Source organism: Gordonia sp. SMJS1, from assembly GCF_029866425.1.
Lineage (GTDB): Bacteria > Actinomycetota > Actinomycetes > Mycobacteriales > Mycobacteriaceae > Gordonia > Gordonia hongkongensis.
In genome coordinates this window covers 649,928-668,612 of the sequence record NZ_CP123381.1, presented here as the reverse complement: position 1 = coordinate 668,612, position 18,685 = coordinate 649,928, and the positions used below count along the sequence as shown (strand labels likewise).

The 18,685-nt window shown below is 69.5% G+C and carries 17 protein-coding genes and 1 pseudogene; 13 read left to right on the top strand and 5 right to left on the bottom strand.

Annotation, left to right across the window (positions count from 1 at the left end; translation table 11 throughout):
• Positions 1-15 precede the first annotated feature (15 nt).
• The 4 genes from QAD21_RS03090 to QAD21_RS03075 all read left to right on the top strand — a co-directional run bounded on the left by QAD21_RS03090 (position 16) and on the right by QAD21_RS03075 (position 6,080).
• Entirely contained in the window at positions 16-1,062 is a 1,047-nt protein-coding gene (locus QAD21_RS03090; RefSeq protein ID WP_223258885.1) for a phosphatidylcholine/phosphatidylserine synthase, read from the top strand.
• Positions 1,059-3,353, top strand: coding sequence for an AAA family ATPase (locus tag QAD21_RS03085; protein ID WP_068970678.1), 2,295 nt, complete (start codon positions 1,059-1,061; stop codon positions 3,351-3,353). The genes QAD21_RS03090 and QAD21_RS03085 overlap by 4 nt, the downstream gene beginning before the upstream one ends.
• A 193-nt stretch (positions 3,354-3,546) precedes the next feature.
• The gene (locus QAD21_RS03080) at positions 3,547-5,226 is read left to right on the top strand and encodes an MDR family MFS transporter (protein ID WP_068970677.1); all 1,680 of its coding nucleotides are present in this window, start codon (positions 3,547-3,549) and stop codon (positions 5,224-5,226) included.
• Entirely contained in the window at positions 5,223-6,080 is an 858-nt protein-coding gene (locus QAD21_RS03075; RefSeq protein WP_068970676.1) for a universal stress protein, read from the top strand. The genes QAD21_RS03080 and QAD21_RS03075 overlap by 4 nt, the downstream gene beginning before the upstream one ends.
• An 8-nt stretch (positions 6,081-6,088) precedes the next feature.
• On the opposite strand, the gene QAD21_RS03070 is transcribed toward QAD21_RS03075, so the two are convergent.
• Entirely contained in the window at positions 6,089-6,517 is a 429-nt protein-coding gene (locus tag QAD21_RS03070) for a hypothetical protein (protein WP_058251345.1), read from the bottom strand.
• Between the two features lie 73 nt (positions 6,518-6,590).
• On the opposite strand from QAD21_RS03070, the gene QAD21_RS03065 reads away from it, so the two are divergent.
• The 7 genes and pseudogenes from QAD21_RS03065 (at position 6,591) to QAD21_RS03035 (ending at position 14,079) form a co-directional block, all read left to right on the top strand.
• Positions 6,591-9,536 (top strand): Na+/H+ antiporter subunit A, encoded by a 2,946-nt coding sequence (locus QAD21_RS03065; protein WP_068970675.1) that lies wholly within the window; start codon positions 6,591-6,593, stop codon positions 9,534-9,536.
• Complete coding sequence (locus QAD21_RS03060; RefSeq protein ID WP_065630107.1) at positions 9,533-10,327, top strand: Na(+)/H(+) antiporter subunit C; 795 nt, start codon at positions 9,533-9,535, stop codon at positions 10,325-10,327. The genes QAD21_RS03065 and QAD21_RS03060 overlap by 4 nt, the downstream gene beginning before the upstream one ends.
• A complete protein-coding gene (locus QAD21_RS03055; RefSeq protein ID WP_058251348.1) occupies positions 10,324-11,940 on the top strand; it encodes a Na+/H+ antiporter subunit D in 1,617 nt (538 codons plus the stop codon). The genes QAD21_RS03060 and QAD21_RS03055 overlap by 4 nt, the downstream gene beginning before the upstream one ends.
• Positions 11,937-12,794 carry a Na+/H+ antiporter subunit E gene (locus tag QAD21_RS03050; RefSeq protein ID WP_058251349.1) on the top strand — a complete coding sequence of 286 codons (858 nt, stop codon included), beginning with the start codon at positions 11,937-11,939 and terminating at the stop codon, positions 12,792-12,794. The genes QAD21_RS03055 and QAD21_RS03050 overlap by 4 nt, the downstream gene beginning before the upstream one ends.
• Positions 12,791-13,054 (top strand): monovalent cation/H+ antiporter complex subunit F, encoded by a 264-nt coding sequence (locus tag QAD21_RS03045; protein WP_068970674.1) that lies wholly within the window; start codon positions 12,791-12,793, stop codon positions 13,052-13,054. Before QAD21_RS03050 ends, QAD21_RS03045 begins: the two co-directional genes overlap by 4 nt.
• On the top strand, positions 13,051-13,383 hold the full coding sequence (gene mnhG / locus QAD21_RS03040; RefSeq protein ID WP_068970673.1) for a monovalent cation/H(+) antiporter subunit G: 333 nt from the start codon (positions 13,051-13,053) through the stop codon (positions 13,381-13,383). The genes QAD21_RS03045 and mnhG overlap by 4 nt, the downstream gene beginning before the upstream one ends.
• A gap of 308 nt (positions 13,384-13,691) precedes the next feature.
• Positions 13,692-14,079, top strand: a pseudogene (locus tag QAD21_RS03035) (DUF1304 domain-containing protein).
• Positions 14,080-14,117: 38 nt separating this feature from the next.
• Here the strand turns inward: QAD21_RS03035 and QAD21_RS03030 are convergent.
• From QAD21_RS03030 to QAD21_RS03015, 4 genes are all read right to left on the bottom strand, one after another.
• Positions 14,118-15,245, bottom strand: a complete 1,128-nt coding sequence (locus QAD21_RS03030; protein WP_058251353.1) for a glutamate--cysteine ligase — start codon at positions 15,243-15,245, stop codon at positions 14,118-14,120.
• A gap of 33 nt (positions 15,246-15,278) precedes the next feature.
• The gene (locus tag QAD21_RS03025) at positions 15,279-15,959 is read right to left on the bottom strand and encodes a superoxide dismutase family protein (RefSeq protein WP_065630469.1); all 681 of its coding nucleotides are present in this window, start codon (positions 15,957-15,959) and stop codon (positions 15,279-15,281) included.
• A gap of 85 nt (positions 15,960-16,044) precedes the next feature.
• Positions 16,045-16,530, bottom strand: coding sequence for a LytR C-terminal domain-containing protein (locus QAD21_RS03020; protein WP_065630470.1), 486 nt, complete (start codon positions 16,528-16,530; stop codon positions 16,045-16,047).
• Between the two features lie 47 nt (positions 16,531-16,577).
• A complete protein-coding gene (locus QAD21_RS03015; protein WP_065630471.1) occupies positions 16,578-16,943 on the bottom strand; it encodes a DUF3263 domain-containing protein in 366 nt (121 codons plus the stop codon).
• A 273-nt stretch (positions 16,944-17,216) separates the two neighbouring features.
• Here QAD21_RS03015 and QAD21_RS03010 point away from each other — a divergent pair, with 273 nt between their 5' ends.
• Both QAD21_RS03010 and QAD21_RS03005 read left to right on the top strand, forming a co-directional pair.
• A complete protein-coding gene (locus QAD21_RS03010) occupies positions 17,217-18,062 on the top strand; it encodes a lipase (RefSeq protein ID WP_065630536.1) in 846 nt (281 codons plus the stop codon).
• Between the two features lie 20 nt (positions 18,063-18,082).
• Complete coding sequence (locus tag QAD21_RS03005) at positions 18,083-18,685, top strand: peptide deformylase (protein ID WP_068970680.1); 603 nt, start codon at positions 18,083-18,085, stop codon at positions 18,683-18,685.

The following is an 18,685-nucleotide window of genomic DNA, read 5'->3' as shown; positions in this document are numbered from 1 at the left end:
GTGAACCCGACCGACATGACCTCACCCGGCACGAACCCCGGCCGGCGACGCCCCGGCTCGCGCACCGCGCGCAACCCGACCGCGCGCTCGGCCAGCCGGCACGCACAGACACATCCGGTTCCGCGGGAGCCGGAGCGCCGGCGTCTGCGGCGCCAGGCACAGGCCAGCCGCATCGTCATCCCGTCGTCGCTGACGATCCTCGCGATCTGCGCGGGCCTGACGGCCATGCGGTCAGCGATCAACGGCGACGTCGACACCGCGATGGCTCTCCTGGTCGCGGCCGCGTTCCTCGACGGCATCGACGGTCGGGTCGCACGCCTGATGGGAGCCACGAGCCGGATCGGCGCCGAGATCGACTCGCTGGCCGACGCGATCAACTTCGGTGTGGTCCCGGCGATGATCATCTACTTCTATTTCATCGACGGGCATGACCTCGGCTGGGTGCTCGCGCTGATCTACTGCTGCGCCATCGTCCTGCGCCTCGCGAGGTTCAACACCCTGCTCGACGACGACGAGGCACCCGCGTACACCAAGGATTTCTTCGTCGGTGTCCCCGCGCCCGCCGCGGCGATCTGCGCGCTCCTGCCCATCGGGCTGGAACAACAGTTCGGCGACGGGTGGTGGACGTCGCTGCCGGCCGTCGGCGGGTGGCTGATCTTCGTCGCCTTCCTGGCCGTAAGTCGCGTCCCGACGTCCTCGCTGAAGACCGCATCGATCCCGGCTCGCGCGGTGACCGGCCTGCTGGTGCTGGTCGCCGCGGCCGCGGCACTGTTGGTGACCTTCCCGTACGTGCTGATGATGATCGCCATCGCCGGATACGTCCTGCACATCCCGTACGCGTGGCGCGCGCGCCGCTGGGTCGCCTCCCGGCCCGAGCACTGGGACGACAAACCGGCCGAGCGTCGTGCACAGCGCCGGGCGCTGCGGGCCACGTCACCTGGTGGCCGTCGTCGCAGGCCTGTCATCAACTCGCTGGGACGCCTGGGCCTGAACCGCCCCACCGGCCAAGGCGTCCCCGCGGCACGCACGACCGGCGAGACGACCGAAAGCGAGCCCGAATGACCACGCCCGCCTCCCTCACGCTGACCGCGCGTCACAACCCATCAGCGGCCGAGGCGCGACGCGGCATCATTCGGGTGCATCCCGAGGTGCTGACCGCATTGTCGCTGCGTGAATGGGACGCGGTGTCCATCACCGGCGCACGGGTCACGGCGGCCGTGGTGGCCGCGACCGAAGCCTCAGCGCCTACGGGTGTCGCTCTCCTCGACGAGATCGCGTTCTCCAACGCCGGTGTCCGGGAGAACTCGGCGGTCGTCCTCGCGCCGGTCGAGGTGCAGGGCGCGAGCCGGGTGGTGGTGAGCGGTTCGGCGCTGGCCACCCAGTCGATCACCGAATCGACGCTGCGGCGCGCACTGCTAGGCAAGGTCCTGTCCGTCGGTGACGCCGTGTCGCTCCTCCCCCGCGACCTCGGTCCCGAGCTCGCCGCCACCGAGGCCACGCGTGCGCTGGCCAGGTCGGTCGGGATCACCTGGACCACCGAGTTGCTCACCGTCACGGCAACCGAGCCCGGCCCGCCGGCGGGTGGCCGGGTGTCGGCGCCGGTCAGCGTGCAGACCAACACCGCCGTGCTGTGGTCGACCACCGCGGGCGAGGTGGCACCGCTGGGCGATCGGACCGGTCCCGGTTCACCCCGGATCCCCGGCGCCCTCGGCATGGTGTCGGAGTCCGACTCCCGCCCGCGGCCGGCCGCCGCGCCCAGCCCGGTCCGCGAGCCCGCCCGGGAGCCCGAGATCCCGGTCCGGCCGGTGTCGGAGCTGGTCGGCGTCGACTCCCAGATCACCAAGCTCACCGAGTGGCTCACCATCACCCTCGACGAGCCGGAGGTGCTGCGCACCCTCGGTGCGACACCGCGTCTCGGCGTCCTGGTCACCGGCCCGGCCGGCGGCGGCAAGGCGACCTTCGTCCGTTCGGTGTGCGCGTCGCGCACGCTGGTGACCATCGACGGCCCGACGGTCGGCGCGACGGAGGCCAACACCCGCCTGCGGACGGTCGCCGACGCGGTGGCCCGCACCCGGGCGGCCGCCGGGGTCCTGCTGATCACCGACGTCGACGCGCTGTTACCCGCCGAACCCGAACCCGTCGCCGCACTGATCCTCGACGAACTGCGTTCCGGCATCGTCGACGGCCGCATCGCACTCATCGCGACCACCGCCGAACCGGTACGCCTCGACGCCCGGTTGCGCGACCCGTCGCTCTGCGACCGGGAACTGGTCATCGGCCTCCCCGACGCCGCGACCCGGGCGCGGTTGCTCTCGGCGATCCTGTCGAACGTCCCGACCGACGGCGACCTCGACCTCACGTCGGTCGCCTCGCGCACCCCCGGTTTCGTCGCCGGGGATCTCGCCGCGCTGGCCCGCGAGGCCGCACTGCGCGCCGCGACGCGTGCGAGTGCCGAGAAGTCCGCGCCGTCGCTGCGCACCGAGGATCTCGTCGGCGCCCTCGACGTCATCCGGCCGGTGTCCCGCTCGGATTCCCCCGAAGTCGCGCTTGGCTCGATCACCCTCGCCGACGTCGGCGACATGGTCGAGACGAAACAGGCTCTGACCGAAGCGGTCCTGTGGCCGCTGCAACACCCCGACACCTTCGCCCGGCTCGGCGTCGACCCGCCGCGTGGGGTGCTGCTGTTCGGCCCGCCGGGCTGCGGCAAGACCTTCGTCGTCCGCGCGCTCGCGGCGTCGGGTCAGCTGTCGGTGCACACGGTCAAGGGCGCCGAGCTGATGGACAAGTGGGTCGGGTCGTCGGAGAAGGCGGTGCGGGATCTGTTCGCCCGTGCCCGCGAGTCGGCGCCCTCGCTGATCTTCCTCGACGAGGTCGACGCGCTGGCACCGCGCCGCGGTCAGTCCACCGACTCCGGTGTCGGCGACCGGGTGGTCGCCGCGCTGCTGACCGAACTGGACGGCGTCGAACCGCTCCAGGACGTCGTGGTGCTCGGTGCGACGAACCGACCCGACCTCATCGACCCGGCGCTGCTGCGGCCCGGGCGACTGGAACGGCTCGTCTTCGTGCCGCCGCCGGACGCCGACGCCCGCGGCGACATCCTGCGCGCCACCGGGCGCGACGTCCCACTCGACGGAGTCGACCTCGATGAGTTGGCCGGCGACCTCGAGGGCTACTCGGCGGCCGACTGTTCGGCCCTGCTGCGCGAGGCCGCCCTGTCGGCGATGCGCCGGGACATCGACGCCGCCGCGGTGACCGTGGCCGACGTCGAGGAGGCCCGCAAGCGGGTTCGGCCGTCGCTCGATCCCGCGCAGGTCGCCGACCTCAAGGCCTACGCCGAGCGTCGGCTCGACTGAGCACCGCTGCGCTCCCCGCTGCGTCCGGGTGAGTCCCGGAACACACCCGGAATAACCTCCGATAGTTGTTGGTTGCAACCATCACGACTTATAGTTGCATCAATCAACCAATCGGGTGCGCCACCGCGCGCGCCTATTCGCCGCCCGCCCGTCTCCTCGTCGCGGGCAGCTCTCTTTCTCGGAGGTTCGCCATATGAGTGCACCCGCGTCCGCGATGGCGCCGGCCGAAGACGTGCCGATGACGCATCGTCAGAAGATCGAGGCCCTCATCGGCCTCCTGCTCGGCATGTTCGTCGCGTTCCTGTCGTCGACCGTGGTGTCCAACGCCCTGCCGACGATCATCACCGACCTGCATGGCACCCAGGACCAGTACACCTGGGTCATCACCGCGACCCTACTCGCGTCCACCGCGACCACGCCCATCTGGGGCAAGTTCGCCGACCTGGTCAGCAAGAAACTCCTGGTGCAGGGCGCGCTGTTCCTGTTCACCCTGGGTTCGGTCCTCGCCGGGCTCTCCACCTCGGTCGACATGCTGATCGGCTTCCGCGTCATCCAGGGTCTGGGCCTCGGCGGCCTGCAGGCGCTGGTCGTGATCGTCGTCGCGACGATGTTCAGCCCGCGCGAACGCGGCCGCTACCAGGGCCCGATGGCCGCGGTGATGTCCGTCGCGACCGTCGCCGGTCCGCTCATCGGCGGCGTCATCGTCGACACCAGTTGGCTCGGCTGGCGCTGGACGTTCTACGTCTGCGTCCCGCTCGCCGTCATCGCCCTTCTCGTCATCCAGCGCACGCTGAACGTCCCGGTGGTCCGCAAGAAGGTCAGCATCGACTACCTCGGTGCCGCCCTCATCGCCTCGGGCGTCAGCACCCTGCTCATCTGGGTGACGCTGGCCGGTAAGAACTTCGACTGGGCCTCGCTGACCTCGTACGGTCTCGTCGCACTCGGTGTCGTGCTCCTCGCCCTGGCGATCTTCGTCGAGTCGAAGGTCTCCAGCCCGATCATCCCGCTGCACATCTTCCGCGACCGCACCACCACCCTGGCCACCCTCGCCAGCGTCGGCGTCGGCGTCGCGCTGTTCGGCGGTGCGGTCTTCCTCGGCCAGTACTTCCAGATCGCACGTGGCTACTCCCCCACCGCGGCCGGCCTGCTGACGCTGCCGATGGTCATCGGTTCGATGCTGTCGGCGACCGTGTCGGGCAACCTGATCACCCGGTACGGGCGGTGGAAGCGATTCCTCGTGGCCGGTGCCGCGATGATGACGATCGGCTTCGGACTGCTCGCGACCATCGACGCACACACGGACATGGTCGTGGTCGGCGTGTTCCTCTTCATCCTGGGCTGCGGCATGGGCATGACGATGCAGAACCTCGTGCTGGCGGTACAGAACAACGTCAGCCCGGACAACCTCGGTGCGGCGACCTCGACGGTCACCTTCTTCCGCTCACTCGGCGGCGCCGCGGGTGTGTCGGTGCTCGGCGCGGTCCTGTCCAACCACGTCACCGACCTCATCGCGAAGGGGCTCGGCGCGCTGGGCATCGGCGCCGGTGCGTCGAGCGGCGGCAGTGCCGGGCTGGCGAACCTGAACGAACTGCCCGCCCCGATCGCGGCCATCGTGCGCGGCGCGTACGGCGACGGCACCGCCCGGGTGTTCCTGGTCGCGGCGGTCATGGCGGCCCTGAGCTTCATCGCCATCGCGTTCATCAAGGAGGTTGCGCTGAAGACGATGAGCAGCGACGAGGAGCGCCGCGCGCAGGAGGCGGCGGTCGCCGACGTCGCCGTGCCCGCAGCCGTGGCACCGGCGGCGGTCGGTCCCGTCGCGGACGACGCCATCGCCGGCGAGACGCGGACGGGCGACGCCACCCGCGCCCGATGAACACCATCGCCGTCGGGGTCGATCTGAGTCCCGAATCCGAGGCGGCCGCTCACTGGGCGGCCGCTTCGGCCCGCGACAGGGACCGCCTGCTACTGATCCACGGATTCGCGGCAGCCGTTGCGCTGCAACCACTCAGCGAGTTCGAACTCGACTTCGACGTCACCGCCACGCGGCAGGCAGCGGCCGCCCACCTGACCGCGCTGGCCGGCCGTCTCGGCACCCGGCGTCCGGGCCTGCGCATCGAGACCGTCGTCGAACACGACTTCGCGATACCCCTGCTCACCAGGCTGTCGGGTCAGGTCGATCTGATGGTCCTCGGCCATCATCGACCCGGCCTCATCGAACGCCTCACCACCGGGAGCATCAGCTCCGCGCTCTCGGCCCGGTCGCGATGCCCGGTCGTGACGGTTCCGTACGGCAACCTCGCGACGGGCGGTCCGGTCGTCGCGGCCATCGATGCCGACGCCCCGTCCGACCTCGCGCTGTCGACCGCCTTCGAGTACGCCGATGCCACCGGCAACCCCGTGGCGATCGTGTGCGCGATCCCCGACGACGCCCCGCCCGCTCGGATCGAAGCGCTGTACGCGCGAGCCGACGCGCTGCTCGACCCCTGGCGCCGACGCTTCCCCGACCGCGACACGACGCTGCAGTTGGTGAACGGCAACCCGTCGAGGGCCGTCGGCGAGGCGGTTCCGCAGGCCTCGCTTCTGGTCGTGACCCGCCCCCGGGCCGGGAGCACCTTCACCGCCTGGGCGGGCTCGGTGGCACGCGCAGCGCAGCATCACACGCGGTGCCCGATAGCGATCGTGGACCACGGCCGCCCCGATCGGTACGACCGTCGATCGACAGGCTAGGGGTGCGACTACTCCACGTTGACCAGATAGAAGACCGACGACCCACCGCCCGCGGCCTGCGGGGACGCGCCGATCTGGACCCAGTAGGTCGAACCCTCCTTGGTCGCCGACAGCACGACGACCGATTGTCCACCCTCGGTCGAACGGTGCGATTCGACGTAACCGGCCTCGGTGAGCGTCTCGGTCGCGGCCTCGAGCTGATTGCCCGCGTTGGCCGGGCCCTGCACCGCGACCTCCCAACCGTCGGAGCGACTGCCGCTCGCCGAGAGCACGTGACCGTCGATGAGCGGGACCTGCGCGGCCGGGAAATCCGACGGCAACGGGACGCCGTCCGGTCCGGCCTGCTCCTCGTCCGCACAACCCACGACGAGGCCGAACACCAGCAGGACAGCGGCGATGCTGACGGCGGTACGCCGGAGCCAGTCGAACCGGAACATACGGGCAACGGTAAAGTAGCCACCGCGGGTGCTCGCCCGTGACACCCCGCCGGGAGAAAGACGGAGTGCCCTTTTGATCTCTGTGTTGGCTGCGTTGGCAGTGTGCGCACTCGTCGCGCCCGCAGTCATCCATTGGATGGGTACCCGCGGTTTCTACGTTCTCGCACTGGCGCCCCTCGGCGCGCTGATCTGGGTCGTGCTCAACTGGCCGCCGGCCGATGCGGCTGCCGCCCGCGTCGAGACGGTCAGCTGGGTCCCATCACTCCAGATGGACATCGCCACCCGCTTCGACACCCTGACCGCGATCCTGTCGGTGCTGATCCTCGGGGTCGGTGCGCTCGTCCTCTGCTACTGCGCCCACTACTTCGACGACGCCCGTCCCCGCGTCGCCGTGTTCGGCGGCGAGATGGTCGCGTTCGCCGCGGCCATGTTCGGCCTCGTCATCTCCGACAACATGCTGGTGCTGTATGTGTTCTGGGAGCTCACGACCGTGCTCTCGTTCATGCTGGTCGGCTTCTACGGGGTGCGCGCGACGGCTCGACGGTCCGCCACCCAGGCGCTGCTGGTCACCACGTTCGGCGGTCTGGCCATGCTCGTCGGCATCATCATGCTGGGCGAGCGGTCGGGCACCTACCTGCTGTCGGAGATCGTCTCGGCACCGCCGACCGGCGTCTACGTCGACATCGCGGTGGTCCTGCTGCTGATCGGCGCGCTCACCAAATCGGCCATCGTCCCGTTCCACTTCTGGCTGCCCGGCGCCATGGCCGCACCGACCCCGGTCAGCGCGTACCTGCACGCGGCCGCGATGGTCAAGGCCGGCATCTACCTCATCGCACGTCTCGCCCCCGCCTTCTCGGTGACGATCAGTTGGCAGATCGCCGTGGTGGGGCTCGGCCTGGTGACGATGGTGCTCGGCGGATGGCGCTCGCTGCGCGAGCTCGACCTCAAACTCATCCTCGCGTTCGGCACGGTGTCCCAGCTCGGCTTCATGGCCGTGCTGGTCGGCATCGGCGACGCGAACGTCGCCATGGCGGGCATCGCGATGCTCGTCGCGCACGCGCTGTTCAAAGCGTCGCTGTTCATGGTCGTCGGCATCATCGACCACTCCACCGGCACCCGCGATGTCCGCAAACTCGCCCGGCTCGGCCATCGTCTCCCGGGGCTGGCGATCACCGCCGCGGTCGCCGGGGCGAGCATGGCCGGCATCCCCGTCACCCTCGGATTCGTCGGCAAGGAAACAGCTTTCGCCTCGGTGTGGGAGACCGGGGCGTTCGTCTCGTGGCAGGCCCACGCCGTCGACATCATCCTGCTGGTCGGCTCGATCATCACCTGTGCCTACACGCTCCGCTTCCTGTGGGGCGCGTTCGGCCGCAAGGTGCGCAGCACCCCGAGTCCGGCGGTCGCCAAGATGCACCCGCCGAAGTGGCCCTTCTACTTCTCGCCCGTGGCGCTCGCCGCGGCCGGTGTGGCGGCCGGCGTGTTCAGCCCGCAGCTAGGCGCTCTCTTCGAGCCGTACGCCGAGACCCTCGACGGGTACGGGCACGAACTCGAGCATCTCGCGCTGTGGCACGGGTTCGGCCTTCCCGTCGTGTTCTCGATCATCGTCATCGTCGGCGGCGCCCTGCTGTTCCTCGGTATCCGCCGGGTCCGCGACCGCGTCTTCGGCTTCCGCCCGCTGGTGAACGCCGACCGCATCTACGACGCAACGCTGCGCGGAGCCGACACCCTGTCGCTGCTGCTGACGCGCAACACCCAGCGCGGGTCACTGCCGGTGACGCAGGGCGTCATCCTGTGCACCGCGATCCTGCTGCCGACCGTCGTGCTGTTCGCCGGCGCTCGCGACCGACTGGAGATCGACTACGACGCCAAGCCGGTCCAGCTGGTGATCGGCGGGTGCATCGTCGCCGCGTCGTTGGCCGCCGTGCTGCTGCGCAACCGCCTCGCCGCGACGCTCGTCGTCGGGATCACCGGCTACGGCTGCGCGATGCTGTTCGCGCTGTACGGCGCCCCCGACCTCGCGCTCACCCAGTTCCTCGTCGAGACGCTCACCCTGGTCATCTTCGTGCTGGTACTGCGCAAGCTGCCCGCCGAACCGGAGAAGCGGCACGCCACCGGGTTCAAGCCGCTGCGCGCCCTCATCGGACTCGCCTTCGGCGCGATGCTGGTCCTGATCGGGTTGTTCGCGGCGTCCGCCCGCTCGACCGAACCGCTGCACGTCGACCTGCCCGAGGCCGCCTACAAGTACGGCCACGGCGCCAACGCGGTCAACGTCCTGCTCGTCGACATCCGCGCCTGGGACACCCTCGGCGAGGTGTCGGTGCTCATCGCGGCCGCCACCGGCGTCGCGTCGATGGTCTTCCGCAACCGCCGCTTCGGGGCGGCGCCGCGGGTGGCCGACGCCGCCCGGCTGCAGGCCGGCGACAACGGGGACGACGACGATCACGTCCCACCGGACCGCACCACGTGGCTCCTCGGTTCCGGACTGCGCGACCCGCGCCACCGGTCGATGGTTCTCGAGGCCACGACGCGATTGCTGTTCCCGACGATGGTCGTGCTGTCGATCTACTTCTTCTACGCCGGCCACAATGCGCCGGGCGGTGGCTTCGCCGGCGGCCTGACGATGGGTCTCGCGCTCGTCCTCCGCTACCTGGCGGGCGGACGCTACGAACTCGGTGAGGCGCTGCCGATCGAGCCCGGCCGCATCCTGGGCGCCGGCCTGGCCGTCTCGGCGACCACGGCGATCGTCTCGATGTTCCTCGGCGCCCCCGCACTCTCGTCGGCGGTCTTCGAGGTCACCGTCCCGGTCCTCGGCGACATCAAGTTCGTGACCGCCCTGTTCTTCGACCTCGGCATCTACCTGATCGTTGTCGGGCTCGTCCTGGACGTGCTGCGAAGTCTCGGCGCGCGTCTCGATGTGGAGACCACGATCGCCCGCACCGCGGCGCGCATCGAGAACTCGCGTGGCGACACCGCGGCGGACGACGCCGCGAGCACCACCGGCGAGCAGGTGAGCCGATGACCACCAATCTCTCGCTGATGCTGGTCATCGGCGCGATGGCGGCGTGCGGCGTGTACCTGCTGATGGAACGCAGTCTGGTCCGGATGCTGTTCGGGCTCCTGCTCGTCGGCAATGCGCTCAACCTGATGATCATCGTCGTGTCGGGCGGCATGGGGAACCCGCCGATCATGGGCCGGTCGTCGGAGAACCGGGCGTCCGACGCCGATCCCCTCGCGCAGGGCATGGTCCTGACCGCGATCGTGATCATGATGGGCGTCGCCGCGTTCGTCCTGGCGCTGGTCTACCGGCTGTTCGTGATCAATCGGGACGACGACGACGTCGAGGACGACGAGGAGGACGTCAAGATCTTGAGCGGATCGCTGGGGACGGCACCCGACCGCGATCGCAGCGACGATCCACTGACCCTCTCCGACACCCCGACCGGCGATCACTTCGACGACAAGGGCAATCCGCTCACCGCGGAGGAGGCCGCCGCCCGGCACGCCGCGCTCTACGAGACCGACATCATGCCGACGGACTCCGACGTCGTCGACGAGATCGGCGGCGCGGAGGAGGAGCCCGACCCCGAGACCTCGGCGCAGACCGCCGCCCGCGAGGACGGGCCGGACGTGTACGGGCCGGGCGAACTCGGTCCCGACGAGGTAGGTCCCAAGTCGGCCGTCGCACCTCCCGACGGGTCCGGCGAGGACGACGCCGACCCCGACGTCATCGACCAGCGCGAGATGCCGGACCGCGACGTGGTCGGGCCGGACAAGAAGAAGCACGGCGACGAGAACGGGGGTGACCGATGACCCCGCAGGAGTCGTGGATCCCCGTCCTGATCACGCTGCCGACGCTGGTGCCGCTGGGCGCTGCCGCCGTCTCGCTGCTGCTCGGCCGCAGCCCCAAGATCCAGCGGGCGGTGTCGATCGTCGCCATCACCGTCGCGTTCGTCGCGTCGTGCCTGATGCTGTACCTGACCGACCGCCACGGGACCTTCGCGGTCGCGATCGGCGGCTGGGGAGACAAGGGCTACCCGAACGGACCGCTCGGGATCACGCTGGTCGTCGACCAGCTCGCGGCCCTGATGCTCGTCGTCTCGACGATCGTGCTGCTGTGCGTCGTCGTGTACGCGATCGGGCAGGGTATCCGTGACGGCACGGCCCAGCAGCCGACGTCGATCTTCCTGCCGACCTACCTCATCCTGACCGCGGGTGTCTGCAACGCGTTCCTCGCCGGCGACCTGTTCAACCTGTACGTCTCGTTCGAGATCCTGCTGACCGCGAGTTACGTGCTGCTGACCCTCGGGGCGAGCGCCGAACGTGTCCGAGCGGGCGCGTCGTACGTGATGGTGTCGATGGTGTCGTCGCTGATCTTCCTCGCGGGCATCGCGTTCGCGTACGCGACGACCGGCACCCTCAACCTCGCCGAGATGGCCGTGCGCCTCGACGACGTCCCCGACGGGACCCGCAACGCGCTGTTCGCGGTGCTACTCGTGGCGTTCGGCATCAAGGCGGCGGTGTTCCCGCTGTCGACGTGGCTACCCGACTCCTACCCCACCGCGCCGGCACCCGTCACGGCGGTCTTCGCCGGCCTGCTCACCAAGGTCGGTGTGTACGCGATCGTGCGCGCCCACTCGCTGCTGTTCCCCGGCGGCACGATGGACGCGGTGCTGCTGGTCGCCGGCTTGTTGACGATGCTCGTGGGCATCTTCGGCGCGATCGCCCAGGCCGACATCAAGCGACTGCTGTCGTTCACCCTCGTCAGCCACATCGGCTACATGATCTTCGGCATCGCGCTGTCGTCGGACCTCGGGATGTCGGCGGCGATCTACTACGTCGCCCACCACATCCTCGTGCAGACGACGCTGTTCCTGGTCGTCGGCCTGATCGAACGTCAAGCCGGTTCGGCCTCGCTCCGCCGCCTGGGCGGGCTCATCGCCAGCCCCCTGCTGGCCGTCCTGTTCCTGGTACCCGCGCTGAATCTCGGCGGCATCCCACCGTTCTCCGGTTTCATCGGCAAGGTCGCCCTCCTCGAGGCGGGCACCCAGGACGGGTCCGTGCTGGCCTGGATCCTCGTCGCCGGGTCGGTGGTCACCAGCCTGCTCACCCTCTACGTCATGGCCCGCATCTGGACCAAGGGATTCTGGCGACCGCGCGCCGACGCCCCCGAAGGCGATCTCGCCGACAAGGGCCCGTCCGCACTGATCGACGAGAGCGCCGACGACGCCGCGTTCTCCGACCGTGAGGACGTCGGTCGGATGCCCGTGATGATGGTGCTGCCGACGATGGCGATGGTGGCCGCGGGACTCGTGCTCACCCTCTGGGCCGGGCCGATCTTCGACTTCACCGACCATGCGGCGACCGACGTCGTCGACCGCGCCGTCTACGTCGACGCCGTGCTGGGAGTGGGTGGTACCCGATGAGCGCGCAGGATCGGGCCGACGACCGCGCCCGCGGAGCATCCGCGGCGCCCAAGCGGCGGCCGCCGGTCGTCTCGACCAAGGGACCGGTCCTGTCCCTGGTCATCAACGTCTGGCGCGTGTCGCTCCTGTTCGTCTTCTGGCACTTCGTCGGCGCGCTGGTGTGGTTGCGCACGCACACCCGTGTGCCCAGGTGGCTGGGCAGCGACGGCCGCGAGGTCGCGGTCCGGTTGTGGACCATCGCGTGGCTGACGTTCGTCTGGGTCCTGCTGTGGGGCACGCTGTCCTGGGCCAATGTGATCGCAGGGATCGTGCTGGCGATGCTCGTGCTGACCGTGCTGCCGTTGCCGCGGGTCCCGGTCGAGGGCCGTATCCATCCCCTGTCGGTACTGCAGCTCGTCGGCCGTCTGATCGTCGACTTCTTCGTGTCGAGTGTGCAGATCGGCTGGATGGCCATCCGTCCCGGCCGGCCACCGCTGGGCGCCGTGGTACGGGTGCGCGTCGCGATCAAGTCCGACATGGTGCTGACCCTGGCCGTCGACTACCTCAACCTGGTGCCGGGCACCATGGTCCTGGAGATCGACCATCGACGCCGGATGCTCTACGTGCACGTCTTCGACGTCCGTTCGGAGAAGAAGGTGCGGGCCTTCTACGATCAGGTCGCCTATGTCGAGCGGATGTTCATCAAGGCGTTCGAGCGGGACAGCGAATGGCATCCGAGTCCGTTCCACGGCATCGACGAGGACTTCCACCACGTCCGCACGGTGGACCGGTCGGTGGACAACGCCCGGTCGATCGACGACACCGAACCGGAACGTCGACAGGGCGAGCCCGAGCGGGAACGAGGTGACTCATGAGCTACGTCTGGACGATCGCCTCCGCCATGCTGCTCGTCGCCGCGGTGCTGACGATGATCCGCATCCTGCGCGGCCCGACCACGCTCGACCGACTCGTCGCACTCGACGTGCTCATCGCGCTGTGCATGTGCGGCCTGGGGACCTGGGCGGCGTTCAGCCGTGATTCGACGGTGGTCCCGGCGATCGTGGCCCTGGCCCTCCTCAGCTTCGTCGGGTCGGTGTCGATCGCGCGGTTCCGAGTCCGGGACGACCAGACATGATCATCGACATCGTCAGCGCGACGCTGCTGCTCCTCGGATGCCTGATGGCGGTCACCGCCGCCATCGGACTCGTCCGGTTCCCGGACACCCTGAGCCGGATGCACGCGGCCACCAAACCGCAGACCTTCGGCCTGCTCCTCATCCTGCTGGGCGCCGTGCTCCGGCTCGGCGACAACGTCGACAGCGGGATGCTGATTCTCGCCGGGCTCTTCGCCCTGATCACCGCGCCCGTCGTGGCGCATCGGATCGGCCGGCTCGCATACCAGGAGCAACGGGCCCGCGACGGGCTCATGGATCAGCGGGACATGGAGTCACCGGACCGGGACTGACTGCGGACCGATCGTCCGACGCCCCTCGCCGAGCGACAGCAGCGTCGCGCCCGATGGGGGCACCGGCGGTGTTGATGAGCAGACAGCCCTCGCGAGCCGGAGACGTGTCATCGGTCGGCGCCGATCGCAGCCCGTTCAGGTAGTTCTCGGCGGCATCGGCCGCGACGATGCCGGCGGTCAGTGGACGCAGCCGCGGGCGGACTACCTCGTCGAGATAACTGTGTACGGCCGCGTCGAAGAGACCTCGCTTCGATCCGAAGGTCGGAACGCTATTCTCCGACGGGCCCGTCGACAACGAGGAGTACGAAATGGTCATCGCAGGTCTGGTGCTCGCCGCGATCGCGGCGCTCGTCCACGTCTTCATCTTCTATCTGGAGTCCATCGCATGGACGAGCGCGCGCACGCGCGACGTTCGGCACCGGAACGGTGGAACAGGCGAGCGCACAAAAGGAACTGGCGTTCAACCAGGGGTTCTACAACCTGTTCCTCGCGATCGCCGTGTTCGTCGGGATCGCCTTTGTCATCGGCGGATCCATCGCGATCGGCGCAACACTCGTCATCACCGGCACGGCCTCGATGGCGGCCGCGGCACTTGTGCTGGCGCTGTCGAGCCCCGACAAGATCGCGGCCGCACTGAAGCAGGGTGTGGTTCCCGCTCTCGGAATCGTCGTGCTCGCCATTGGTCTGGCCCTCTGAGCCCGGGCCCTGCCTCCCGGATCTCGCGCCGACCGAGATCAGGGAGCGTCCAGCTCGGCGACCACCGACGCGACCACCTCGCGTAGCGACCCGGTGCGACGATGCACGTCACGCTGCCGCTGATAGCTCGCGCCCTGGGCGATGATGCGCTCGACGCCGGCCAGCTCGTCGACGCAATCGAGTTCGCGCGCAATCGGTTCGAGTCGTTCGAGCAGAGCGGTGAGGTCCTCGGTCACGAGTTTCTCGGTGCAGTCGGAGTCGAGGATGACGATGGCGTCGAGTCCGTAGCGGGCTGCCCGCCATTTGTTCTCCTGGACGAGCCAGGGCGCCATCGTCGGCAGCTTCTCGCCCGCCGAGAACCGCCGGTCCAGGTCGACGACCAGGCAGTGGATGAGCGCGACGATCGCCGACAGCTCGCCGAGGTTGGTCATGCCGTCGCACACGCGGACCTCGATGGTCCCCAGATGCGGGGAAGGCCGGATGTCCCAGCGGATCTCGTTGAGATGGTCGATGATCCCGGTCGTCTTCTGGTCTGCGACGAAGGCCTCGAACTGCTCCCAGGTCTCGAACTGGAACGGCAGCCCGGCGGTCGGGAGTTGCTGGAACATCATGGCTCGATTGCTCGCGTATCCGGTGTCCTGACCGGCCCACATCGGCGACGACGAAGACAGCGCGAGCAGGTGCGGATAGTAGTTCAGGAGCGCGTCGAGAACGGGTAACACCTTGTCGCGGTGGCTGATCCCGACGTGGACGTGAACGCCCCAGATCAGCATCTGCCGCCCCCACCACTGGGTGCGCTCGATCAGCTCCGCGTATCGGTGCCCCTCGGTGAGCAGTTGGGTCGAGTACTCCGCGAACGGATGCGTACCGGCGCCGTACAGATCGACGCCGAGGTCCTCGGTCAGCCCCCGCACCACGCCGAGCGTGCCCGTGAGGTCGGCGATCGCCTCGCCCGCGGTCCGGCAGATGCCGGTCACCAACTCGACGGTGTTCCGCAGCAGCTCCTTGTGAATTCTGCCCGCGAAGTCGGGATGGTGTTCGCCGACGGCGGCGAAGAGCGCCGCCGCCGAGTTCGACAGATCGCCGGTTCCCTTGTCGGTCAGGGCGAACTCCCATTCGACCCCGAGGGTGGGGGTCGGTGACCCGTCGAACTCGATCGGTGTCATGTGCTCAGGTGGCGTCGGACGGCGCCAGAACCCCTAGCTCTCCTCTTCGATGACACCGCACGCGATGCGTGCGCCGGCGTCGCCGGTCCGCAGGGTGTCGGGGTTCGGGCCGCCCGGGTACTTGTCAGCCGGGATGTTCCCGAAGTTGTCGGGCTTCTCGTGGATCATGATCGACTTGCCGATCAGCTGCTGGATGGTCACCGCGTCGGTCGTGGTGACCGTCCGGCCGGTGTGGTCCTCGAGGATGTTGATCGAGATCAGATCTCCGCTCGAGGGATGATCGGTGTTGCCGTCCACCTGCAGATGTCCGCCCGCCGAGGTGAACGCCTGCGAGCCGCCGGCGCCCGCGTCACAGGTGCCGGTCTCGTGGATGTGCATGCCGTGGAACCCGGCCGGCAGCTCACCGGCGGTGACGCGCACGTTGATGGTGACCGGCTCGGCGGTTTCGGTGGCCGCGGTGAAGGTTGCTTGGCCCACGACCTCGCCGGAGGTGTCCTTGATCTCGGCGACGGCGATCTGGCCGCTGGGCTCGCCGTCGACGTCGTCCTCGGCGCCCGGCGGGAGCGGCGCATCGCTGACGACGGGCGGCGTCGTGCCCGGGACGTCCGTGGGTTCCTGGTCGGGGCTGCACCCGGCCAGTGTCACGCCGATCAGTCCTGCGGAGAACAACGCGGCGAGAGCGCGGGGCGCGGCGAGTGTGGAACGTCCGGACATGTCACTCCTTGGTTGGCGGACAGTGGTTTTCGGTAATTCTCGGTTCAGCTGCTTCGTGATTCAGAGGTTCGCGGCTCGGCCCGGGTCATGCGCCGCTGACCGCGGTCACCACGACCACCGGGATGCCGCCGCGGCACCGGGTGAACGAGGCCGGCCGCTCCTCGACCGCGACCTGGCCGCCGAGTGCCTCGGCGACCTCGTCGGCCTGGGCCTTGTCCGTGTCGTCCTCGTGGAAGACCGTGTTCTCGCTGAACCCGCCCGCGGTGTAGTTGCCGGGCTCCGCCATCTGGTAACCCCTGGCCTCCAGCAGATCGGTGACGTCCGAGGCGAGGCCCGCGACCTGGCCGGCGTTGATCACGCAGAGCCGCTTGTCGGTCGACGCCGCACTCGTGGACGCCGGCGTCGACGTGGGCGACGAACTCACGGTCGTCGCGGCCTCGGTCGTCGGGGCGTCGTTCCCGGCGGTCGCCGCGGAATGCCAGCCGAGGCCGATGAAGACCACGGCGACTGCGAAGAGCATCATCGCCCCCGCACGAAGCGGCAGGCGATTGGGCTCACGATCTGCATTCATCACCGACGACCTTAACGCACCGCGCGAGGGCGACCGGGTTCAGCGTCTCAGGTGATCTCGAAGCCCAGACGGCGCGCCGCACGGGCCTTCTGACGGGTCGCGCGCAGGCGCCGGAGCCGCTTGACGAGCATCGGATCGGCCGCGAGCGCCTCCGGCCGGTCGACCAGCGCGTTGAGCACCTGGTAGTACCGGGTCGCCGACAAACCGAACAGCTCTTTGATCGCTTCTTCCTTGGCGCCGGCGTACTTCCACCACTGGCGCTCGAACGCGAGGATGTCGTGTTCGCGGCGGGTCAGACCGTCCGCACCGACCTCGTGCGGATCGACCGGCCGGCCGGCCGCCCCGGCCTCTGCGTCCTGGCCGGGGGTGGTTTGATCGCCCTGTTTCTGGCTACGCGCAGCTGCGCCGTCCATCTCACTCCCTCAGATACCAGTCGACGACCTCACACCACCGCTGACGTGCACCTATTCGCGACGCGACGCGGGCGCGGACGTCTCCTCACGGAGACGAATGACAGCGGTGTGGTTCGCAGCCAATCTAACCACGGCGGGCCGGTCCGATCGCGGTGTGACTCGCCACGGCGCGCATCACGACCATTCCGTCGGACGGCGGCCACTGTTAGGCTGCCCTCACCCATCCCCGTCCGGGATGGGTCGAGGCGGGGGACAGAGATGACGACGGTCGGGATGACGACAACCGGATCCGGGGTGGCGAGGACCCGGCGAGCAGTGTTGGGAGCCATCGCGGCGCTGGCCTCCACGGCCGCCGGCGCGACCGCGGCACTCGCCGCGCCCGCTGCCGCCGCGCCCGCCGAGCGCGTCGTGGTCATCGTGCCCGGCCAGCAGCTCTACGCCGGCAACGCACAGAACGAGGAGACGTTCCGTCCGCTGGCCGAGGCGATCCGCGCCGACGGGAACACCGTGGTGTACGCGCACGCCGGGGGACGCGACGTGGCGTCCGACGCCCGGCTGATCCAGCGGACGATCGCACCTTTCGCCGGCACCGCGAAGTCGATCGGGCTCGTCACCCACAGTGCGGGCGGGCTCGGCGCCCGGCACTACCTGAAGTTCCTCGGCGGGTCCGACGTCGTCGACGAGTACGTCGCGATCGGGACCGCCCAGTACGGCTCGCCCGGCGGTTGCGCGCAGCCGCGCGACGGCGGTTACGACACCTGCATGTACGCCGACGCGGTCACCGAGCTCAACCGTGGTCCCGACGCCCCCGGCCCCACCCGGTACTCGGTGGTGCAGAGCGACGGCGAATGGACCGACGGTCGCCTCGACGGAACCGCACAGTGCCGCGCATACTCCCCCGTCCCCCTGGCGAACACCGGGTACGACCACGTCATCGAGATGCGCGACCCGACGATCATCGCCAACGTGCGGACGTCGCTGCGCGGGTCGTGCGCGGGCTCGGTGGTGACCGAGCCGGTCGACAGCTTCGACTGGCAGTCGACGCTGTTCCCCGGCATTCCCGGCCCTGCCGGTGACGCCATCCGCGACGCCGTACCCGGCGTCGTTCCTGCGCCCTGAGCAGCGCTAAGGTGATCGCCATGGCGATTCTCCCGATCTGCATCGTGGGCGAGCCGGTCCTGCACCAGCCGACCACTCCGGTCCCCCTCGACGCGGACGGCCGTCCGTCCGACGAGGTCGTCGGCCTCATCGACGACATGTACGACACCATGGACGCCGCCCACGGTGTGGGCCTGGCCGCCAATCAGGTGGGCGTCGGGTCCCGGGTGTTCGTCTACGACTGCCCCGACGGCGACCGCTCAGCGGCCCGCCGCCGCGGCGAGGTCATCAACCCGGTCCTCGAGACCTCCGAGATCCCCGAGACCATGCCGGATCCCGACGACAACGACGAGGGATGCCTGTCGGTGCCGGGTGAGCAGTTCCCCACCGGCCGTGCCGACTGGGCCCGCGTCACCGGCACCGACCGGACCGGCACCGAGGTCGTCATCGAGGGCGAGGGATTCTTCGCCCGGATGCTCCAGCACGAGGTCGGCCACCTCGACGGCTTCCTCTACGTCGACGTGCTCGTGGGGCGCAACGCCCGGGCCGCGAAGAAGGCGATCAAACGTAACAAGTGGGGGGTCCCCGGTCTGACGTGGACGCCCGGCGAGGTCGCCGACCCGTTCGGGCACGACGACGACTGA

What these genes read in the sequence shown, in the direction of transcription:
- QAD21_RS03080 (WP_068970677.1), top strand. Translation starts at nt 3,547, where the DNA reads ATGAGTGCACCCGCGTCCGCGATGGCGCCGGCCGAAGACGTGCCGATG.
- QAD21_RS03055 (WP_058251348.1), top strand. Translation starts at nt 10,324, where the DNA reads ATGACCCCGCAGGAGTCGTGGATCCCCGTCCTGATCACGCTGCCGACG.
- mnhG (WP_068970673.1), top strand. Translation starts at nt 13,051, where the DNA reads ATGATCATCGACATCGTCAGCGCGACGCTGCTGCTCCTCGGATGCCTG.
- QAD21_RS03020 (WP_065630470.1), bottom strand. Translation starts at nt 16,530, where the DNA reads ATGAATGCAGATCGTGAGCCCAATCGCCTGCCGCTTCGTGCGGGGGCG.
- QAD21_RS03090 (WP_223258885.1), top strand. Translation starts at nt 16, where the DNA reads ATGACCTCACCCGGCACGAACCCCGGCCGGCGACGCCCCGGCTCGCGC.
- QAD21_RS03060 (WP_065630107.1), top strand. Translation starts at nt 9,533, where the DNA reads ATGACCACCAATCTCTCGCTGATGCTGGTCATCGGCGCGATGGCGGCG.
- QAD21_RS03015 (WP_065630471.1), bottom strand. Translation starts at nt 16,943, where the DNA reads ATGGACGGCGCAGCTGCGCGTAGCCAGAAACAGGGCGATCAAACCACC.
- QAD21_RS03050 (WP_058251349.1), top strand. Translation starts at nt 11,937, where the DNA reads ATGAGCGCGCAGGATCGGGCCGACGACCGCGCCCGCGGAGCATCCGCG.
- QAD21_RS03075 (WP_068970676.1), top strand. Translation starts at nt 5,223, where the DNA reads ATGAACACCATCGCCGTCGGGGTCGATCTGAGTCCCGAATCCGAGGCG.
- QAD21_RS03045 (WP_068970674.1), top strand. Translation starts at nt 12,791, where the DNA reads ATGAGCTACGTCTGGACGATCGCCTCCGCCATGCTGCTCGTCGCCGCG.
- QAD21_RS03025 (WP_065630469.1), bottom strand. Translation starts at nt 15,959, where the DNA reads ATGTCCGGACGTTCCACACTCGCCGCGCCCCGCGCTCTCGCCGCGTTG.
- QAD21_RS03005 (WP_068970680.1), top strand. Translation starts at nt 18,083, where the DNA reads ATGGCGATTCTCCCGATCTGCATCGTGGGCGAGCCGGTCCTGCACCAG.
- QAD21_RS03030 (WP_058251353.1), bottom strand. Translation starts at nt 15,245, where the DNA reads ATGACACCGATCGAGTTCGACGGGTCACCGACCCCCACCCTCGGGGTC.
- QAD21_RS03085 (WP_068970678.1), top strand. Translation starts at nt 1,059, where the DNA reads ATGACCACGCCCGCCTCCCTCACGCTGACCGCGCGTCACAACCCATCA.
- QAD21_RS03070 (WP_058251345.1), bottom strand. Translation starts at nt 6,517, where the DNA reads ATGTTCCGGTTCGACTGGCTCCGGCGTACCGCCGTCAGCATCGCCGCT.
- QAD21_RS03010 (WP_065630536.1), top strand. Translation starts at nt 17,217, where the DNA reads ATGACGACAACCGGATCCGGGGTGGCGAGGACCCGGCGAGCAGTGTTG.